Genomic DNA, 18355 nt, shown 5'->3' on the forward strand with positions numbered 1-18355 from the left:
TTGATTTGGAGTGAAATAGATGGCTACACAAGGATACTTGCCGACACCGGAATACAGCCGCAATATGCGGCTGATTGGTCATAGTGATCAAGGCGGAAAACCCGATGGGGTGCAGGTTATGGTGCACCGCGGCTATGCCTATGTCGGTCATATGGTGTCGCAAGGTGTATCAATTATTGATGTGCGAGATGCAAAAAAACCTCGTCCCGCGGGTTTTATTGCCGCCCCAGCCAATACCTGGAATGTGCATTTGCAGGCCCATGATGACCTGCTTTTGGTGATTAATGCCCGAGATCTGTTCGCGGATGCCAGTTTTACCGAAGAAAAAGTGTATTACACTCGTTCGGTGGCGCAGACCGTCAGTACCCGTCAGGAAGGTCGCAGTTGGAGTGCCGGGCTGCGTATTTTTGATATTTCGACACCCGATAAACCGCGCGAGATAAGTTTCCTGCCGCTTGATGGCATTGGTATTCATCGCATCTGGTATGTCGGTGGGCGCTGGGCTTATGTTTCCGCATTGTTAGATGGCTACAGTGATTATATCTTTCTGACCATTGACCTGGCTGACCCGCAAAAGCCGCAGGTGGCTGGCCGCTATGCTTTGCCCGGTATGCATACCGCCGCCGGAGAACACGCAAGCTGGCCTGAAGGTAAACGCTATGCATTGCATCACGCCATTATCAGTGGCGACACCGCTTATGGCAGTTGGCGTGATGGTGGCTTGACCCTGTTGGACGTCAGTGACCGCCATGAGCCAAAACTGATTAGCCATCGCAACTGGAGCCCCCCTTTTGGTGGCGGTACTCACACCGCCCTGCCGCTACCCGACCGCGACTTATTAGTGGTGCTGGATGAGGCGGTATTAGATAATCAGGAAGATGGTGAGAAACACATTTGGCTGTTTGATATTCGCGAGCCAACTAATCCAGTAAGCATCTCGACCTTCCCTGTGCCGGATGAGCAAGATTATGTGAAAAAAGGCGCTCATTTTGGCCCGCATAATCTGCATGAAAACCGGCCCGGCAGCTTTATTAGCTCATCATTAATTTTTGCCACCTATCAAAATGCCGGCGTGCGTGCTTATGATATCAGCAACCCTTATCAACCCAAGGAAACCGGTGCGTTAGTCCCCGCCGCACCCGAAAAAATGATGGATAAACGGCCCGGACGCCCGCAAGTTATTCAGTCATGTGATGTGTTTGTTGATGCACAAGGGATTATCTACAGCACCGATTATAATGGTGGTCTCTCAATCATCGAGTATTTAGGTTAATTATCTATTAAAAGCAGGTCGATTTAGATCGATCTGCTGTTTGCGAAAAATTTTTCCTCCTACCCCCTCTCTTTCTCATCGTAATAGTCTACTGTAATTGGCTGAGCCGCTTTGTCGTCATGCTGTGCTAGTCATTTTTTTGATTGAAAAACAAGCATGTATGCCCAAATAATCAAAATAAGAAAATACCATGAAAGGTTTTCCATCGCGTGTTACCAACCTGCTGATTGCATCGCTAGTCTTGACCATAGGGCGAGCCGTCACCCTGCCCTTTATCACCATCTATCTGGCAGAGCATTTCCAGCTAGCGCCAGATAAGGTTGGACTGGTATTGGGGGCGAGTTTGACTCTGGGTATTTTCACCAGCCTTTACGGCGGCTATCTGGTTGATAAATTTAATAGAAAGCAGCTGATTCTGCTGGCGGTCGCGCTATTTTCAGTCACCTTCTTTACCCTGCCATGGATTGAGCATCCGGCGTGGATCATCCTGATTCTGGCCCTGCTGCACTCGGCATACTCGGTCTACAGTATTGCGATCAAAGCTTGTTTTGCCGACTGGTTGCCAGTCAATGAGCGAATCAGAGCCTTTTCAGCCAACTACACCTTGGTCAATGTCGGTTGGGCGATCGGCCCGGCGTTGGGGGTGTTGGTGGTCGGCATTGGCCCGCAAGCACCGTTTATTATTTCCGGCCTACTGGCACTGTCGGTTGTCATCATTCTGAAATTCAGGATAGACAGCACTGATATGTCAGTCGCAGAACGTTCACCTACTGAATCCGTACCTGATTTTCGCCAGACATTCCGCATTCTGCGTCATGATAAGCGACTGATTTATTTCACTCTCGGCAGCATGCTCAGCGCCATTGTCTTTGGCCAGTTCTCTGGCTATTTATCCCAATATCTGATTACCGTTTCCGATGCTAAATTTGCCTATCAGGTGATTGGCGCAGTGATGACCGTGAATGCGGTTATTGTGATTACTCTGCAATACTTATTAAGCCGCCGTATGAATCAGCAAAACTTAATGCGTTGGCTGGTGCTGGGTACCTTGTTCTTCATTATTGGCTTGTTCGGGTTTATGGCGGCTCAGGACTCAATTCCATTGTGGATGCTGGCAATGGCAATATTCTCATTGGGCGAAATTATTGTTATCCCGGTCGAATACATGTTTATCGATTTTATTGCTCCGGCGAATCTCAAAGGCAGTTACTATGGGGTACAAAACCTCGGCCAGCTAGGGGGTGCCGCCAACCCGGTGCTCTGTGGTTTCTTACTCGCGTATGCAGCACCACAAATGATGTTCTATATGCTGATTGTCGCCGCTCTGCTGGGGCTGATATTTTTCTATCGCGGTTACCAACTGGCTAAAGAACAAGAAAGTGCCGCCAAATGTCGTCGCTCTGATCTGGCTTAGGGTCACTAGAGCTAGTCGTGATTGGCATATTTCCATTAATATTATTCATAATGTGATTGCTAGCACATAACCATAGTTAATTGTATGATGAATGCATTCCGTCACTCAGGATCTTTTTTATGCGCAACGTGACTTCACTTTGTTGGCAGTACCTGCGGGCTTTCGCCATTATCTATCTGTGCTTATGGGCCGGTAAGGCTGTTGCCCTGCTGCTGCCTATCACTATTCCGGGTAGCATCATTGGCATGCTGATTCTGTTTGCCTTACTCGCCTCGCAGATCTTGCCGTCAACATGGGTAAAACCCGGCTGCCATATGCTAATCCGCTACATGGCACTGCTGTTTGTCCCTATCGGTGTCGGTGTAATGCAATATTACGATCAACTGACCAAGCAATTCGGCCCGATTGTCGTCTCCTGCTTTGTCAGTACCTTGATTGTGATGCTGGTGGTGGCCTACAGCTCACATTATGTCCATCGTGAACGCAAAGTAATTGGTTCTCCCACCCATACCGAGGAGGACAAATGATAAGCAACTTATGGTGGTCGCTACCGCTGACCCTAATCGTGTTTTTCAGTGCACGCCGTCTGGCGCGCTGGCTGAAAATGCCGCTGCTTAACCCATTATTGATATCTATGGTTGTTATCATCCCATTGCTGCTGGTCACGCATATGCCCTATGCCAACTATTTTGCTGGCAGCAAAATACTCAATGACCTGCTGCAACCTGCGGTGGTGGCATTAGCGTTCCCGCTGTATGAGCAGATACACCAAATTCGCGCCCGCTGGAAATCAATCATAAGCATCTGTTTTATTGGCAGTGTTACCGCCATGGTTACCGGTACCGCAGTGGCCTTATGGATGGGGGCAACCCCAGAAATTGCCGCCTCGGTATTACCTAAATCGGTGACCACACCCATAGCTATGGCGGTTGCCGAATCTATTCATGGTTTGCCAGCCATCAGTGCAGTATGTGTTATTTTTGTCGGTATTCTGGGGGCGGTATTTGGTCACAGCTTGTTGAATATATTAAAAATTACTACTAAGGCCTCCAGAGGTTTGGCGATGGGTACTGCTTCGCACGCCCTCGGCACGGCCCGCTGTGCCGAACTGGACTTTCAGGAAGGCGCATTCAGCTCATTGGCGCTGGTCATCTGCGGGATTATTACCTCACTGCTGGCCCCCTTCCTGTTCCCAGTGCTGCTACATTTATTTGGCTAAGAGCACCAATATTGCGGCATAAATTTGAGATACATCTCTCATTTGAGATTTTACTTGCATGAATTTCATATACAACGAGATCTACATCACACCAAGAAAGCAGTAAGCTGCCTAGAATAGTATCCCGTTACTATTGGAGAGAACCCTATGCAAGCACGTTTTCAAGCCCCTTGGGCTAAGCTGCCCACCTCACTGCAAACCGCACTTGAACCGATTTTGAGCGCAAACGATTTCGCTGCCATGCTGACAGCAGAGCAGGTGAAAACAGTGAAAAGCATCAGTGGGTTAGATGACGATGCGCTGGCATTTGCGTTGTTGCCATTGGCCGCAGCCTGCGCATTAACACCGGTGTCCCATTTTATGGTTGGGGCCATTGCCCGGGGTATCAGCGGTAATCTCTATTTCGGTGCCAATATGGAATTTGGTGGCGTACCGCTGCAACAGACTATCCATGCCGAACAATGTGCTGTAACGCACGCCTGGCTACGTGGCGAGGCCAGTTTGATCTCTATTACCGTCAATTACACGCCATGTGGTCATTGCCGGCAGTTTATGAATGAACTGAACAGCGGAACTGACCTGCACATTCATCTGCCGGGCCGTCCAGCTTCCACACTGGGGCAATATCTGCCGGACTCTTTCGGCCCGAAAGATTTAGCCATCACCACCTTGCTGATGGATCCAGTGGATCACGGCTATAAAGTGGCCCAGACGGATGCCCTGACTCAAGCCGCACTCGATGGCGCAAATCATAGCCATGCCCCTTACAGCCTTTCACACAGCGGTGTGGCGCTAGAAGCGGCTGACGGCTCGATATATGCCGGCCGCTATGCCGAGAATGCAGCATTTAATCCCAGCCTTCCACCGCTACAAGCGGCATTGATTCTGGCCAATCTTTCCGGCAAAGATTGTGGCACTATCCGCCGCGCAGTGCTGGTTGAAGGCAGTAAAGCTATGCTGACGCAGTGGGATGCAACCCAGTCAACGCTGGCGGCACTGGGCTGCACAGATGTAAAACGAGTGACATTTTAATTAAATCGTAGCCAAACCGGGGTGACATGATTAGCCCCGGTTATCACCCTGCCTTGCACTGTCGTTGATTTGTCCGCGCAACCAGCTGTGACCGTTTTTATCCTCATTGCGCCCATGCCATACCTGTACAAAGGAGAAGGAAGGTACAGTAAAAGGCAATATCAGTTGCTGCAATGCCTGGGTATCACATTGTCGTGCGACTACTCGGCTGGCGATAGTCAGCAGTAAATCAGTGCCCACCACCGCCTGTGGTGCTAGTAGAAAGTGCGGCATAATCGCCGCGATCCGCCGCTGTAATCCCCGCTCCGCCAGCACAGTCTCTACTTCTCCGCTGCTCTCCCCCTGCACCGATACCAATAGATGAGGCTGAGCCAGATAATCATCCAAAGTGATGTTTTTTTTCCGAACTAGTGGGTGAGTTTTATCTGCGACACACACAAAATGCTCCTCGAATAGCAGTGAAGAGCGCAGCGGCTGTGGCAATGTTGGGAATACCCCCAGCGCCAGATCCAGCTCTCCGGCCATAACTTGCGCCAGCATCTGTTCACGGCTGGCCTGCACCAGCACAATATCAACCCCCGGCGCACTCTGGCGTAGGCGTGCTAACAATCTCGGCAGCAACATAGCTGCGCCATAGTCCGACATAGCAATGCGAAAACGTTGGCGAGCCTGCGCCGGATCGAAGTGAGCTGGCCCGACGATACCGCGCACTCGGCTTAGCACCTCCTGTACCGGTCCAATCAACGCCAGAGCGCGGCTGGTCAATTGAAAACCACCGTCACCTCGAACCAGTAGCTCATCATCCAGCAAATAACGTAGCCGATTCAGTGCGTGACTCACTGCAGGCTGGCTCATATGCAGTTGCTGCGCGGCACGCGAGACATGCCGTTCTGTCAGTAATACCTCAAGGACGACCAGCAAGTTGAGGTCGATCGCGCGCAGACTATTCATTTGGCGAATACCTATTAGATTAAATATCGATTTCTAATTATCGGGTGAATAGTGAATCATCCCAGCACTGAAGTGAATCTTTGTTCGTCACTTTGCTAAAAATGCCGTTAGCTAACAATGGGAGAAAGCCATGAACTCACCACCCCCCCACACCGCTCCAACCGACATTGGCCTGAGCCACATCGCCTTAGTCGTTAAGGATATTGATGCCAGTCTGGACTTTTATCATCGCTATGCCGGAATGACGTTGGTACACCGGCGTGCTGGCGGTAAGCCTGGGATGGAGGTGGCGTGGATAACCGATCACTGCCGCCCTTTTGCCCTAGTGCTGGTGAGTTCAGTAGAATTACAGGATACGCCACTCGGCCCATTCGGCCATCTTGGGGTCGCCTGCCGCAGCCGAGAGCATGTTGATGCGCTGGTTGCGCTAGCGACTGCGGAGGGCCGGTTACGCTCGGCTCCGGTAGATTCGGGGGAACCCGTGGGTTATTGGGCCTATTTTGCCGATCCCGATGGCAACACTTTGGAAGTCTCATATGGTCAGCGAATTGAGTTGACCGTCAATCAGTCCGCATCCGGCAATTAAGCAGTCAAATCTGCAAGTTAACTCGCATTTTTACCGGTAACCGACATATTTAACTAACAAAAGCTGTACATATTTTTCTTATCTTTTAGGATCGGGGCAACGACTTGATAACGTTTAAGAGTGAAACTCATGGAACTTGAATACGAAAGTAAGCGCCCTCTATATATCCCCTACGCTGGCCCCATCCTATTAGAATTCCCGCTATTGAACAAAGGCAGCGCTTTCACCAATGATGAGCGCAGCCACTTCAATTTACACGGTTTATTACCGGAAGCGGTTGAAACTATTGAAGAACAGGCTGAGCGAGCTTACCGCCAGTATCAAGATTTCAAAAACGACGATGATAAGCACATTTATCTGCGTAACATTCAAGATACCAACGAGACGCTGTTTTATCGCCTGCTGGATGCCCATCTCAGTGAGATGATGCCCATTATTTACACCCCGACCGTGGGCGAAGCCTGCGAGCACTTCTCTGATATCTATCGCCGGGCGCGCGGGTTATTTATCTCTTATCCAAACCGCGAACACATTGATGACATGCTGCAAAATGCCACCAAGCAGAATGTGAAAGTTATCGTTGTGACTGACGGTGAGCGCATTCTGGGCCTTGGCGATCAGGGCATCGGCGGCATGGGGATCCCCATTGGTAAACTGTCTCTGTATACCGCGTGCGGTGGTATCAGCCCAGCTTATACTTTGCCGGTCGTATTAGATGTTGGTACCAACAACCCGCAGCGACTGAATGACCCGCTGTATATGGGGTGGCGCCATCCGCGCATTTCAGGCGACGAATACTATGCTTTTGTCGATGAATTCATTCAGGCGGTAAAACGCCGTTGGCCGAATGTGTTGTTGCAGTTTGAAGACTTTGCTCAGAATAATGCCACCCCGCTGCTGAACCGCTATCGTGATGAGCTGTGCTGTTTTAATGATGATATTCAGGGCACGGCAGCCGTCACTCTCGGTAGCCTGATTGCAGCCAGCCATGCCGCGGGTAGCCAGTTGCGCGACCAAACAGTGACCTTCCTTGGTGCCGGATCGGCGGGCTGCGGGATTGCCGAGCAAATCATCGCGCAGATGATTTCGGAAGGTTTAACTGAAGAGCAAGCGCGAGCACGCGTCTTTATGGTCGACCGCTTCGGCCTGCTAACTGACAAACTGCCTAATCTATTGGATTTCCAGAGTAAACTGGTGCAAAAAAGTGATGCATTGAAAAGCTGGAATCTGACAAGTGATGCCATCTCTCTGCTGGATGTGGTGCGTAATGCCAAGCCTACCGTCCTCATTGGTGTTTCTGGTCAGCCGGGCCTGTTTACCGAAGAACTGATTCGTGAAATGCATAAACACTGCGCGCGCCCTATTGTCATGCCATTGTCTAACCCGACATCTCGCGTTGAAGCGCGGCCAGAAGATATTATTAATTGGACTGAAGGCGCTGCTCTGGTCGCCACCGGCAGCCCATTCTCACCTGTTAGTTATAAAGATAAGCTCTACCCAATAGCTCAATGCAATAACTCGTATATCTTCCCGGGTATTGGTTTGGGTGTGTTGGCATCAGGAGCCAAACGCGTTACTGACGGCATGTTGATGGCGGCCAGCCGTGCATTAGCAGAATGTTCACCGCTGGCACGGAATGGCGAAGGCGCACTGTTGCCGAATATCGACGATATTCAAGCTGTATCAAAGAGTATCGCGATGCAGGTCGGTAAAGCCGCCCAGTTGCAAGGTGTAGCTATTGTGACGTCTGAAGAGGCCTTAGCCAAAGCCATCGAACATAACTATTGGCAACCGCAATACCGCAGCTACAAACGCACTTCGTTCTAAATATTATCCGGCCTATGCATAAGTATGGGCTGGTTAATCTATCAGTAAGTGATTCGGGTAAGTGAGTGCAGCTAACACCGCTGTAGCGTCGAGGGCCAGAAGGGTCACCCACAGTCATTGGCGTTACAGCAAGGCAGCCAGCGAACTTATCCCGATGAGCTTACATCAGTAAGTGATTCGGGTAAGTGAGCGCAGCTAACAACGCTGTAGCGTCGAGGGCCAGAAGGGTCACCCACCGTCATTGGCGTTACAGCAAGGCAGCCAGCTAACTTATCCCGATGAGCTTACATCAGTAAGTGATTCGGGTAAGTGGGCGCAGCTAACACCGCTGTAGCGTCGAGGGCCAGAAGGGTCACCCACAGTCATTGGCGTTACAGCAAGGCAGCCAGTGAACTTATCCCGATGGGCTTACATCAGTAAGTGATTCGGGTAAGTGAGTGCAGCTAACACCGCTGTAGCGTCGAGGGCCAGAAGGGTCACCCAAAGTCATTGGCGTTACAGCAAGGCAGCCAGCGAACTTATCCCGATGAGCTTACATCAGTAAGTGATTCGGGTAAGTGAGCGCAGCTAACAACGCTGTAGCGTCAAGGACGAAGGGTAGAATGGCTTGCGCAGCAACGACAGGTACAGTAGCCTTGCAAATATCACAGTGAATTGAATGCATCGAAGGCCAGAGAATGTGGAAACGCCTGATTATTAGCTTAATTATCATCGCAGGGTTGCTGATGGTGACTGCTATTGCGCTCGATCGCTGGATTAGCTGGAAAACCGCTCCTTTTATCTATGATGAGCTACAAGACTTGCCCCATCGGCAGGTTGGTGTAGTTCTGGGTACCGCCAAATATTATCGCACTGGTGGTATTAATCAGTTTTATCAATACCGCATTCAGGGCGCGATAAACGCCTATAACAGTGGCAAAGTCAGTTACTTACTGCTCAGTGGCGATAATGCCCTGCAAAGCTATAATGAGCCGATGACCATGCGGCGTGACTTGATCGCCGCGGGGGTTGCACCTTCTGATATCGTGCTGGATTACGCCGGTTTCCGTACCCTTGACTCCATTGTTCGCACCCGAAAAGTCTTTGATACTAATGATTTTATTATCATTACTCAGCGTTTTCATTGTGAGCGGGCGCTATTTATTGCCTTGCATATGGGGATTCAAGCGCAGTGTTTTGCCGTACCATCACCGAAAGATATGCTTAATGTCCGGGTACGCGAGATTTTTGCCCGCCTCGGCGCCCTCTCTGACCTCTATATTTTGAAACGTGAACCCCGCTTCCTTGGGCCATTAATCCCTATTCCCGCGGTCCACGTCATCCCCGATGATGCACAAGGCTATCCGGCTGTTTCACCAGAACAGCTGGTCGAACTGGAACACCGGCTAGCGGATGAGAAAAAGAAAAGCCCGTAGTTTTCGCCTTGGTGTTAGGTACAATCGGGAATATAACCAATGAAAACTACAGTTTGAGCAACCCGCCCTCCTACTCGGTTGAGCCACAGTATTCGTATTGAGAGCGAGTCAAATATCAAGCGAAACAAGGATCTCAACAACTTTTCCCTATTGCGCCAAAAAACGCCTCACATCACTTTCAACCTCGCCCATCTCCTGCAATAACTGTAATGTTTCCAGTGCCTCATCTTCATCTAACCGACTCATGGCAAATCCCACATGCACCAAAACCCAATGACCGATCAAGGCCAAACGGCTCGGTTCATCTGCCGCCACCAGCATAATATTGACTGAACGCCGCACGCCACAGACATCTACCCACGCGGTGCCCGCCTGAGTTTCATCCAGTGCCACAATTTGCCCGGGAATGCCTATGCACATAGTCTGGCTCCTGCCGCATCTGGGCATAATGTTAATAAACTCATTCCACCTCCAGCCGTTTAATCACCACGCCATCATCATTTGCCCCCATGCGCAAATGGCTCCCGGCACACAGCGGGCAGCGCGTCACTTTACTGCTCAGCAAGTTCACATTCTGCTGGCAGTCATGGCACCACACTTGTGACTGCTGTTGACTGAGATGTAAAACGCAACCTTCTGCTAGCGTGCCGCGGCACACTAATTCAAAACAGAACTCTAATGCTTGCGGCTCGACACAAGAAAATGCCCCGGTTTCTAGCCAAACCCCGGTAATTCTCTGCGCGCCATGTAATCGGGCTTGCTGTTCCATCATGGTAATCGCGTGTTGGCACAAGGTAATCTCATGCATGACTGTGTTTCCTGTGTGGATATCTCGCGTAAAAACAATGCAAAGATGGTGCCAGCAATAGGGCGCATTTTACTTGTGAGAAAACCAATCTAACCAAATGATAAATAACACTATTAATTCAAAATCATCCACAGCTAACTTAATCACTGAAAAATCACTGTCGAAGTGTCACCAGAACCCTGGGATTTCGTCACTAATGTCGACACTGAGCCACGGCAATCACACTGTTTTTACTGCCATTTAAATCTCGCCGCCTTATCCACTTGCCTCCTAATGCACAGCCGACGGGCCTTCACCACTCTTTCGCCTTGCTAGCTGCGGTACTGGCACAGAATATGCTTTAGAGCTGGGAAATGATTTCTATCTGCCTGACTGTCACCAGATTTTTGTCCCGGAGGGTATGGCTATGAACCGCTTTGTGATTGCGGAGCCGAGGCTTTGTATTGGATGCAATACCTGCATGGCTGCTTGCAGCCAAGTGCATAAAGCCAAAGGTTTACAAGAGCATCCCAGATTGAGCGTTATGCGTAACAGCAGAGTGACGGCCCCCATTCTTTGCCGCCACTGCGAAGATGCATGGTGTGCACGGGTGTGCCCAGTCAATGCAATCACCCTGACCAATAACGCGGTCGAATTGGATGAGACCACCTGCATCGGTTGCAAACTCTGTGGTCTTGCTTGCCCGTTTGGCGCAATTACCCCTGCGGGTAGCAAGCCATTAGCGGTGCCGGATGCCTTCCCTGAATATATCCCGATGACTGAACTGTCCGATGTTCCCTTCAGTCCGGCCAATATGAATCCGTTCCTTGCCTGGAATGCGGGAGTGCGCAGTGTCGCGGTGAAGTGTGATTTATGCAGTTTCCAGCCACAGGGGCCGGAGTGTGTGCGGGTCTGTCCGACTAATGCCTTGATGCTGGTTGATGAGCACAGCATTGAACAAGCCAATCAAGCTAAACGTCTGGCCGCCGCCAGCGGATTTGCCAACGAGCTGCCCTTTATAGTCGCGGACACTTCGTCCTCCCTCTCTCACGAGGAGCAGAAAAGATGATGAATTCCCTTGAGCTATTGTGGCTCGCCTTACTGCTCTATCTGGCTGGCGCACTGCTCTCCTTGCTACTGGCTCGGCGCGAAACTCTGGCAATCTATGCCGCTGGGCTGTCTTCGCTGCTGGGTGGGGTTGTTGGCCTATTCGCTGCCGCACCGACACTGCTCGGGGGCGACACGATAACTTTTGTCACTGCCGGGCCATTTCCCTTCGCCGCATTCAGCTTACGGCTTGACCCATTAGCGGCATTTATGCTGATGGTTATCTCACTCTTGGTCATCATAACCGCTCTGTATTCACTGGCTTATGTGCAGGAATACAAAGGTCGCGGGGCTTGGGCAATGGGTGTCTTTATGAACCTATTCATCGCCTCAATGGTGGCACTGGTGGTGGTGGATAACGCGTTCTACTTTATTATTTTCTTCGAAATGATGTCGCTGGCCTCTTACTTCCTGGTGATTTCCGATCAGGACGACGATGCCATCAGTGCTGGCCTGCTTTACTTCCTGATTGCCCACGCCGGTTCCGTGCTGATTATGATTGCTTTCTTCCTGCTGTATCGCCAAAGCGGCAGTCTGGAGTTTGCAGCTTTCCGCCAGACTCATCCACAGCCGGTCATGGCCTCGGTTATCTTTTTGCTGGCTTTCTTTGGTTTCGGGGCCAAAGCCGGGATGCTACCGCTTCACGGCTGGCTACCGCGCGCGCACCCTGCGGCCCCGTCTCATGCTTCGGCCTTGATGTCCGGCGTCATGGTCAAAATTGGTATTTTCGGCATTATCAAAGTGGGCATTGATTTACTTGGAGCCAGCCAATTGTGGTGGGGCGTGGTGGTGTTGGGCTTTGGCGCGGTGTCGTCGGTGCTGGGCGTGCTATATGCGCTGGCAGAGCACGATATCAAACGGCTGCTGGCTTATCACACTGTGGAGAATATCGGTATTATCCTGATGGGCGTCGGTGTCGGCATGATAGGCATTGCCAGCCACCAGCCGGTATTAGCGGCCCTTGGGTTGCTTGGCGCGCTCTACCATCTGCTTAACCATGCGGTATTTAAAGGGCTGCTGTTCTTAGGGGCCGGGGCCGTCATTTACCGTCTGCATACTAAAGACATGGAAAAGATGGGCGGGTTGGCCAGAATGATGCCCTATACCGCACTGGCATTTCTGGTGGGGTGCATGGCGATTTCTGCACTGCCGCCGTTCAATGGTTTTGTCAGTGAATGGTTTACCTATCAATCACTGTTTACCATGACCAAAGATGGCGGCTTTATTATTCGTCTGGCCGGGCCCATTGCTATCGTGATGCTGGCTATCACCGGTGCGCTGGCGGCTATGTGCTTTGTGAAGGTTTACGGCATCAGTTTCTGCGGCCTGCCGCGCACAGAGAAAGCCGCGCTGGCGCGGGAAGTTCCTTGGCCAATGACCCTTGCCATGCTGTTGCTGGCATTGCTCTGTCTGGTGCTGGGGATAGGTGCGACTCATGTTGCTCCAGTTATTGCCCGTATCGCCTCCAGCCTGATAACCACTCAGCCGGTGCCCGCCTTGCAGGTGGCGCAAGGGGCCGTCTTGTTCCCGCAGCACAGCTCCCAAGCCATGCTGTCCACCCTCTATATATTCTGCGGCTTACTCATCTTGCCACTGGTGATTTTACTGATCGCCAGCCTCTATCGAGGCAGCCGGCTGGCATTTCGCCATGGTGGTGATCCCTGGGCTTGCGGTTATGCCTATGAGCAGGCCATGACCGTGTCAGCTGGCGGCTTTACACAACCACTGCGGGCGATGTTTGCCCCGCTCTATCGCATCCGTAAAACACTGGACCCCGCCCCGATGATGCAGCGCGCACTGGAAAGTTCGGTGAGTGGTGCAGGCCGGGTGGAACCGGTATGGGACGACAAAGTGGTGGCCCCGCTTATCCGCCTGATCCAATGGCTCAGCCAGCGTATTCAATGGCTGCAACAGGGTGATTTCCGCCTCTACTGTCTGTATGTGGTTGCCGCCTTGGTGATCCTGCTGATTGTCGCGGCTATTTAAGGAGACAAGCAATGCCAACTACTGATATGCCTGCGGTCTCTATGATTGCTTTCGCCATCGGGCAGGCGCTGATCATGCTGGCGCTAGCACCGCTGATGTCGGGGATTTCGCGCATGGTGAAAGCCAGAATGCACTCCCGCCGTGGGCCGGGCATTCTGCAAGAGTATCGTGACTTAGCCAAACTGCTAAAGCGGCAAGATGTGGCCCCCGCCAATGCCGGGATTATCTTCCGCCTGATGCCCTATGTGTTGCTGGGCAGCATGTTGTTGATTGCTATGGCGCTGCCAATTTTCACACTGGCATCGCCCTTTGGCGTGGCGGGTGACTTGATTACCCTACTCTATCTGTTTGCGCTGTTTCGCTTCTTCTTCTCACTGGCGGGTCTGGATAGCGGCAGTATTTTCGCCGGGATTGGCGCCAGCCGCGAGTTGACACTGGGCGTGTTGGTCGAGCCCATATTAATTCTGTCACTGCTGGTGGTTGGACTGATTGCTGGTTCCACCAATATCGGCACCATCAGTACCGCACTGTCCCAAGGACATTGGCAGTCACCGACGGCTACCGCTTTGGCGCTACTGGCTTGTGGTTTCGCGGTCTTTATCGAAATGGGCAAAATCCCATTCGATGTCGCCGAGGCGGAGCAAGAGCTGCAAGAAGGGCCACTGACTGAATATTCCGGTGCTTCATTGGGGCTGGTCAAATGGGGCATCAGCCTCAAGCAAGTGGTGGTGGCGCAACTGTTCCTTGGCGTGTTTATTCCCTTCGGCAAACTGGCGGTGCTTAGTGGGCCGGGCCTGCTCTGGGCGCTATTGGCCGGCGTTATCAAATTGGTGGTGATATATGTCCTCGCCTCCTTGGTGGAAAACAGCATCGCCCGCGGGCGTTTCCTGTTGACCTCTCGTGTTACCTGGCTGGGGTTTGGCGTCGCCGCCCTTGCTCTGGTTTTCTATCTCACTGGTCTTTAAGGAGCTAATAACCCCATCATGGAGAACCTGGCTCTTATGAATACAGTCCTTGTAAACACTGCCTTTGCCACCATTTTGCTCCCGTTTGCGGGTGCCATCCTGACGGCCTGTTTACCGCAGCGTATGGCGAAGTGGTCCTGCACCTTCTTTGCGCTGCTGGCAACCTTGGGGACTGTGCTACTGGCTTATGTCTATCTCACCGGCGGAAAGGTTGACGTCACGGTTGATCTGATTCATTACGGTGATATGGCGCTATTCGGGATCACCATCGACCGGATCAGTACCTTGATTGCTTTCGCCGTGGTCTTCCTCGGCTTGCTGGTTAGCCTTTACTCCACCGGCTATCTGACACTGGAGAACCGCGAGCATCCGCATGAAGGCACTAACCGCTACTATGCATTGTTACTGGTATTCATCGGCGCAATGGCCGGGCTGGTATTGTCATCCACTCTGCTGGGTCAGTTATTCTTCTTCGAAATCACTGGCGGCTGCTCGTGGGGATTGATTGGTTACTACCAGAGCCAAAAGTCACTACGTTCAGCACTCAAAGCCTTGCTGGTCACCCATGTAGCTGCCATCGGTCTGTATTTAGCCGCGGCGGTGCTGCTGGTGAATACCGGCACCTTTGCCCTGACCGCACTGGCGCAGCTGGACCACACCACCAAAATTATCGTGTTTGGCGGCATCCTGTTTGCGGCCTGGGGGAAATCGGCCCAGTTGCCGCTGCATATTTGGTTGCCGGACGCGATGGAGGCACCCACACCGGTCAGTTCATATCTGCACGCCGCGTCGATGGTTAAGGTCGGCGTCTATATCTTTGCCCGCGCCATTTACTCTGCCGGTGACGTGCCACAGATTATTGGTACTGTGGGTATGGTGATGGCAGTTATCACTCTGATTTATGGCTTCTTTATGTATCTGCCGCAAAAAGATATGAAGCGGCTGCTGGCCTACTCCACCATCACCCAGTTGTCCTACATTTTCTTTGCACTCTCTTTAGCTATCTATGGTTCGAAATTGGCCTTTGATGGCGGCATTGCCTACATCTTCAACCATGCCTTCGCCAAGAGCCTGTTCTTCCTGGTCGCAGGTGCCCTGAGTTACAGCTGCGGTACCCGCATGCTGCCAAAACTCAGAGGCATCATGGGGAAAATGCCGCTCTTGGGGGTGGGGTTCTGCGTCGCCGCACTGGCCATTACCGGGGTGCCACCCTTCAACGGCTTCTTTAGCAAATTCCCTATTTTCGCCGCGGGCTTCTCACTTTCTCATGAGCATTGGCTGCTGATACCGCTGCTGGTGCTGGCACTGATTGAGTCGGTGGCCAGTTTCGGTTGGTTCCTGTACTGGTTCGGGAAAACCGTGCCCGGCAAGCCATCAGAAGAGGTTGCCAGTGCCAAACCACTGCCATTGGCAATGCAGGGGGTGCTGGTCATTCTGGTGATTATGTCAGTGTGCTCAAGCTTTATTGCCGTCGCCTGGCTTGGATAAGGGAGTCAAAAATGACCGGGACATTACTCATTAACAATCTGGCAGGGCTGCTAATTATTACCTCGCTGCTGGTAATCATCGTCAAGAAGCCCGCCACCTCGGCGCTGTTTTACGCCTTGCAATCACTGGTATTGGTGCTGATTTTTCTGGTATTGGCGGAAACATTGCATGCTCATGAACTGTATCTGTGGTCGCTGACCGCCTTTATCACTAAGGTGGTGCTGGTACCCTGGATTATGTATCGCGCTTTTCGTCAGATGGAAGACCCCAAAGCCAACGGCGGTGTTATTGGCACGGCCACGCTAATCTTTATCGCCGCCATCATTATCTTGCTGAGCTACTTCGTGGTGGAACCGGTGCAGTTACCGATGGTTAGCGCGCTGAAACCCGCGCTCGCTGTCTCGCTGGGGCATTTCCTGATTGGCCTGCTGTGTATCGTCACCCAGCGCAATATTCTAAAAAATATTTTCGGCTACTGCCTGATGGAAAATGGTGCTCACTTGATGTTGGCGCTGCTGGCCTTCCGCGCGCCAGAGTTGGTGGAGATTGGCATTGCTACCGATGCCATTTTCGCCGTGGTGGTGATGACGCTAATGGCGCGCAAGATTTACCGCACATTGCACACGCTGGATGTTAAACAACTGACGGCGCTAAAGGGGTAATGAAATGAGTAATACTGACCTGCTGTTGTTACTGCTGGCGATACCTCTGATAGCCTCGCTGTTGGCATTTGCTTGCCGCTTCTTGGGGGGCGCGGCACGAATGGCGACCACTTGGGTGCATTTTACCGGTATCACTTTGCTGCTGGTGGTGGCGATGACGGTGGTCTGTCGGGTCGCACTGGGCGGGGAGATTCTGGTCGCCCATAACTGGCTGCATATCGACAGCCTCAGCGCCCTGTTCCTCGCCATTCTGGGGGTTATCGGCTTTATCACCGGCCTCTACTCCCTCGGCTATATGCGCCATGAAGTAAATAATGGCGAAATAACCGTTAGCACGCTGTGTAACTATTATGGATTTTTCCATCTATTTCTGTTCACCATGCTGCTGGTCGTCACCAGTAATAACCTGATTTTGATGTGGGTCGGCATCGAGGCCACCACCCTCAGTTCCGCCTTTTTGGTCGGTTTATATGGTCAGCGCTCGTCACTGGAAGCAGCCTGGAAGTACATTATTATTTGTACTGTCGGGGTGGCATTCGGGCTATACGGCACGGTGCTGGTGTATGCCAATGCCGCCAATGTGCTGGCTGATCCGGGTAGCGCCATTTTCTGGACGGTAGTGGCTGAACACGCCAAAGAGCTGGACCCTAGTCTGATGCATCTGGCCTTTGTCTTTATTCTGATTGGCTTTGGCACCAAAACCGGTTTGTTCCCGATGCACTCTTGGTTGCCGGATGCCCACAGCGAAGCGCCAAGCCCCACCAGTGCTCTGCTATCCGCGGTATTACTTAATTGTGCACTGCTGGTGATTATCCGCTATTACATCATTATCAGTGCTGCTATCGGGCCGCATTTCCCGCAAATGCTGTTACTGGTATTTGGCATGATGTCAGTTGCCGTCTCCGCATTCTTTATTCTGGCGCAGCGCGATATGAAGCGCTTGCTAGCCTACTCCAGTGTGGAAAACATGGGTTTAATTGCCGTGGCACTCGGTATTGGCGGGCCGCTGGGGGTGTTAGCCGCCCTGTTCCATACCATGAATCACAGCCTGGCAAAAACCTTACTATTCTGCGGCTCTGGTAACGTGCTGTTGAAATATGGTACCCGGGATATGGGGGCGATTAAAGGCATTATCCGCGTTGCGCCACTCACGGCGGTAATGTTGGCTGGTGGTGCGCTAGCGCTGGCTGGGATGCCGCCTTTTAACGTGTTCATTAGTGAGTTTATGGTGGTTGCCGCCGCGATTAAAGCCGGGCATATCACACTGGTCATTGTGTTGCTGTTACTGCTGACACTGGTGCTGGCAGGTTTGGTGCGCATGATAGCCAGCACTGTGCTGGGTACCCCCCCGGCGGCAGTCAGCAAAGGTGAACTGGGTATTCTCACCACCGCCCCCATGGCTATTTTATTACTGCTGATGCTGCTGCTTGGGGTCCATATTCCCTCACCGGTGACCCGTTTATTGACTGACGCGGCACAGATTGTGCTCAATGACAACAGCAGCGACGCCATTCATCAGCCCTTTATTTTGCCGTGGGAGCATTTGTCATTCATACCAGATATATCCCCGGCTCAACCTATTACTTCCGCCGCAGAAACGCATCCCACTCTGCCATTCACCCCGACTCGTCAGGAGATGTAAC

General features: G+C 51.9%; 17 protein-coding genes. 14 read left to right on the forward strand and 3 right to left on the reverse strand.

All coding sequences use genetic code 11. The annotated features are described in order from the left end of the window. Positions 1-19: 19 nt before the first annotated feature. From N0H69_RS17445 to cdd, 5 genes are all read left to right on the forward strand, one after another. Entirely contained in the window at positions 20-1273 is a 1254-nt protein-coding gene (locus tag N0H69_RS17445) for an LVIVD repeat-containing protein (RefSeq protein WP_050151652.1), read from the forward strand. A gap of 190 nt (positions 1274-1463) precedes the next feature. After that, positions 1464-2687, forward strand: coding sequence for an MFS transporter (locus N0H69_RS17450; RefSeq protein WP_050106859.1), 1224 nt, complete (start codon positions 1464-1466; stop codon positions 2685-2687). 119 nt (positions 2688-2806) lie between these two features. Beyond that, complete coding sequence (locus tag N0H69_RS17455; protein WP_050106860.1) at positions 2807-3214, forward strand: CidA/LrgA family protein; 408 nt, start codon at positions 2807-2809, stop codon at positions 3212-3214. Further along, complete coding sequence (locus N0H69_RS17460; RefSeq protein ID WP_050106861.1) at positions 3211-3906, forward strand: CidB/LrgB family autolysis modulator; 696 nt, start codon at positions 3211-3213, stop codon at positions 3904-3906. The genes N0H69_RS17455 and N0H69_RS17460 overlap by 4 nt, the downstream gene beginning before the upstream one ends. A 147-nt stretch (positions 3907-4053) precedes the next feature. Then, positions 4054-4938 (forward strand): cytidine deaminase, encoded by an 885-nt coding sequence (gene cdd, locus N0H69_RS17465; protein WP_050151651.1) that lies wholly within the window; start codon positions 4054-4056, stop codon positions 4936-4938. Between the two features lie 30 nt (positions 4939-4968). Here the strand turns inward: cdd and N0H69_RS17470 are convergent, their stop codons facing one another. Further along, positions 4969-5889, reverse strand: a complete 921-nt coding sequence (locus tag N0H69_RS17470; protein WP_050134578.1) for a LysR family transcriptional regulator — start codon at positions 5887-5889, stop codon at positions 4969-4971. 130 nt (positions 5890-6019) lie between these two features. Here N0H69_RS17470 and N0H69_RS17475 point away from each other — a divergent pair, with 130 nt between their 5' ends. The 3 genes from N0H69_RS17475 (at position 6020) to sanA (ending at position 9717) form a co-directional block, all read left to right on the forward strand. Continuing rightward, a complete protein-coding gene (locus N0H69_RS17475; protein WP_050134577.1) occupies positions 6020-6475 on the forward strand; it encodes a VOC family protein in 456 nt (151 codons plus the stop codon). Positions 6476-6604: 129 nt separating this feature from the next. Next, positions 6605-8302: an NAD-dependent malic enzyme gene (locus tag N0H69_RS17480; RefSeq protein ID WP_050106865.1), complete on the forward strand. Its 1698-nt coding sequence runs from the start codon at positions 6605-6607 to the stop codon at positions 8300-8302. A gap of 677 nt (positions 8303-8979) precedes the next feature. After that, complete coding sequence (sanA, locus tag N0H69_RS17485) at positions 8980-9717, forward strand: outer membrane permeability protein SanA (protein WP_050122308.1); 738 nt, start codon at positions 8980-8982, stop codon at positions 9715-9717. A gap of 147 nt (positions 9718-9864) precedes the next feature. On the opposite strand, the gene N0H69_RS17490 is transcribed toward sanA, so the two are convergent. Together N0H69_RS17490 and hypA are read right to left on the reverse strand one after the other, a co-directional pair. Beyond that, positions 9865-10137 (reverse strand): HypC/HybG/HupF family hydrogenase formation chaperone, encoded by a 273-nt coding sequence (locus N0H69_RS17490; RefSeq protein WP_050107521.1) that lies wholly within the window; start codon positions 10135-10137, stop codon positions 9865-9867. Between the two features lie 40 nt (positions 10138-10177). Next, a complete protein-coding gene (gene hypA / locus N0H69_RS17495) occupies positions 10178-10525 on the reverse strand; it encodes a hydrogenase maturation nickel metallochaperone HypA (RefSeq protein ID WP_050151650.1) in 348 nt (115 codons plus the stop codon). A 406-nt stretch (positions 10526-10931) separates the two neighbouring features. Between hypA and N0H69_RS17500 the strand changes: the two genes are divergently transcribed. Genes N0H69_RS17500 through N0H69_RS17525 form a run of 6 tightly spaced genes read left to right on the forward strand, consistent with a single transcriptional unit; the run spans position 10932 to position 18354 of the window. Further along, positions 10932-11573, forward strand: a complete 642-nt coding sequence (locus N0H69_RS17500) for a 4Fe-4S dicluster domain-containing protein (RefSeq protein WP_050107526.1) — start codon at positions 10932-10934, stop codon at positions 11571-11573. Then, positions 11570-13597 carry a hydrogenase 4 subunit B gene (gene hyfB, locus N0H69_RS17505; protein ID WP_072077583.1) on the forward strand — a complete coding sequence of 676 codons (2028 nt, stop codon included), beginning with the start codon at positions 11570-11572 and terminating at the stop codon, positions 13595-13597. Before N0H69_RS17500 ends, hyfB begins: the two co-directional genes overlap by 4 nt. Positions 13598-13608: 11 nt before the next feature. Then, positions 13609-14562: a respiratory chain complex I subunit 1 family protein gene (locus N0H69_RS17510; protein ID WP_050151649.1), complete on the forward strand. Its 954-nt coding sequence runs from the start codon at positions 13609-13611 to the stop codon at positions 14560-14562. Between the two features lie 18 nt (positions 14563-14580). After that, entirely contained in the window at positions 14581-16050 is a 1470-nt protein-coding gene (locus N0H69_RS17515; protein ID WP_050151648.1) for a hydrogenase 4 subunit D, read from the forward strand. Positions 16051-16061: 11 nt separating this feature from the next. Next, positions 16062-16712 carry a hydrogenase 4 membrane subunit gene (gene hyfE / locus N0H69_RS17520; RefSeq protein ID WP_050107532.1) on the forward strand — a complete coding sequence of 217 codons (651 nt, stop codon included), beginning with the start codon at positions 16062-16064 and terminating at the stop codon, positions 16710-16712. Between the two features lie 4 nt (positions 16713-16716). Continuing rightward, the gene (locus N0H69_RS17525; RefSeq protein ID WP_050136062.1) at positions 16717-18354 is read left to right on the forward strand and encodes a hydrogenase 4 subunit F; all 1638 of its coding nucleotides are present in this window, start codon (positions 16717-16719) and stop codon (positions 18352-18354) included. Position 18355 lies beyond the last annotated feature (1 nt).

The organism is Yersinia alsatica (assembly GCF_025133195.1).
Lineage (GTDB): Bacteria > Pseudomonadota > Gammaproteobacteria > Enterobacterales > Enterobacteriaceae > Yersinia > Yersinia alsatica.

Coding starts and splice junctions, on each gene's coding strand:
- N0H69_RS17445 (WP_050151652.1), top strand. CDS start 20: ATGGCTACACAAGGATACTTGCCGACACCGGAATACAGCCGCAATATG.
- N0H69_RS17450 (WP_050106859.1), top strand. CDS start 1,464: ATGAAAGGTTTTCCATCGCGTGTTACCAACCTGCTGATTGCATCGCTA.
- N0H69_RS17455 (WP_050106860.1), top strand. CDS start 2,807: ATGCGCAACGTGACTTCACTTTGTTGGCAGTACCTGCGGGCTTTCGCC.
- N0H69_RS17460 (WP_050106861.1), top strand. CDS start 3,211: ATGATAAGCAACTTATGGTGGTCGCTACCGCTGACCCTAATCGTGTTT.
- cdd (WP_050151651.1), top strand. CDS start 4,054: ATGCAAGCACGTTTTCAAGCCCCTTGGGCTAAGCTGCCCACCTCACTG.
- N0H69_RS17470 (WP_050134578.1), bottom strand. CDS start 5,889: ATGAATAGTCTGCGCGCGATCGACCTCAACTTGCTGGTCGTCCTTGAG.
- N0H69_RS17475 (WP_050134577.1), top strand. CDS start 6,020: ATGAACTCACCACCCCCCCACACCGCTCCAACCGACATTGGCCTGAGC.
- N0H69_RS17480 (WP_050106865.1), top strand. CDS start 6,605: ATGGAACTTGAATACGAAAGTAAGCGCCCTCTATATATCCCCTACGCT.
- sanA (WP_050122308.1), top strand. CDS start 8,980: ATGTGGAAACGCCTGATTATTAGCTTAATTATCATCGCAGGGTTGCTG.
- N0H69_RS17490 (WP_050107521.1), bottom strand. CDS start 10,137: ATGTGCATAGGCATTCCCGGGCAAATTGTGGCACTGGATGAAACTCAG.
- hypA (WP_050151650.1), bottom strand. CDS start 10,525: ATGCATGAGATTACCTTGTGCCAACACGCGATTACCATGATGGAACAG.
- N0H69_RS17500 (WP_050107526.1), top strand. CDS start 10,932: ATGAACCGCTTTGTGATTGCGGAGCCGAGGCTTTGTATTGGATGCAAT.
- hyfB (WP_072077583.1), top strand. CDS start 11,570: ATGATGAATTCCCTTGAGCTATTGTGGCTCGCCTTACTGCTCTATCTG.
- N0H69_RS17510 (WP_050151649.1), top strand. CDS start 13,609: ATGCCAACTACTGATATGCCTGCGGTCTCTATGATTGCTTTCGCCATC.
- N0H69_RS17515 (WP_050151648.1), top strand. CDS start 14,581: ATGGAGAACCTGGCTCTTATGAATACAGTCCTTGTAAACACTGCCTTT.
- hyfE (WP_050107532.1), top strand. CDS start 16,062: ATGACCGGGACATTACTCATTAACAATCTGGCAGGGCTGCTAATTATT.
- N0H69_RS17525 (WP_050136062.1), top strand. CDS start 16,717: ATGAGTAATACTGACCTGCTGTTGTTACTGCTGGCGATACCTCTGATA.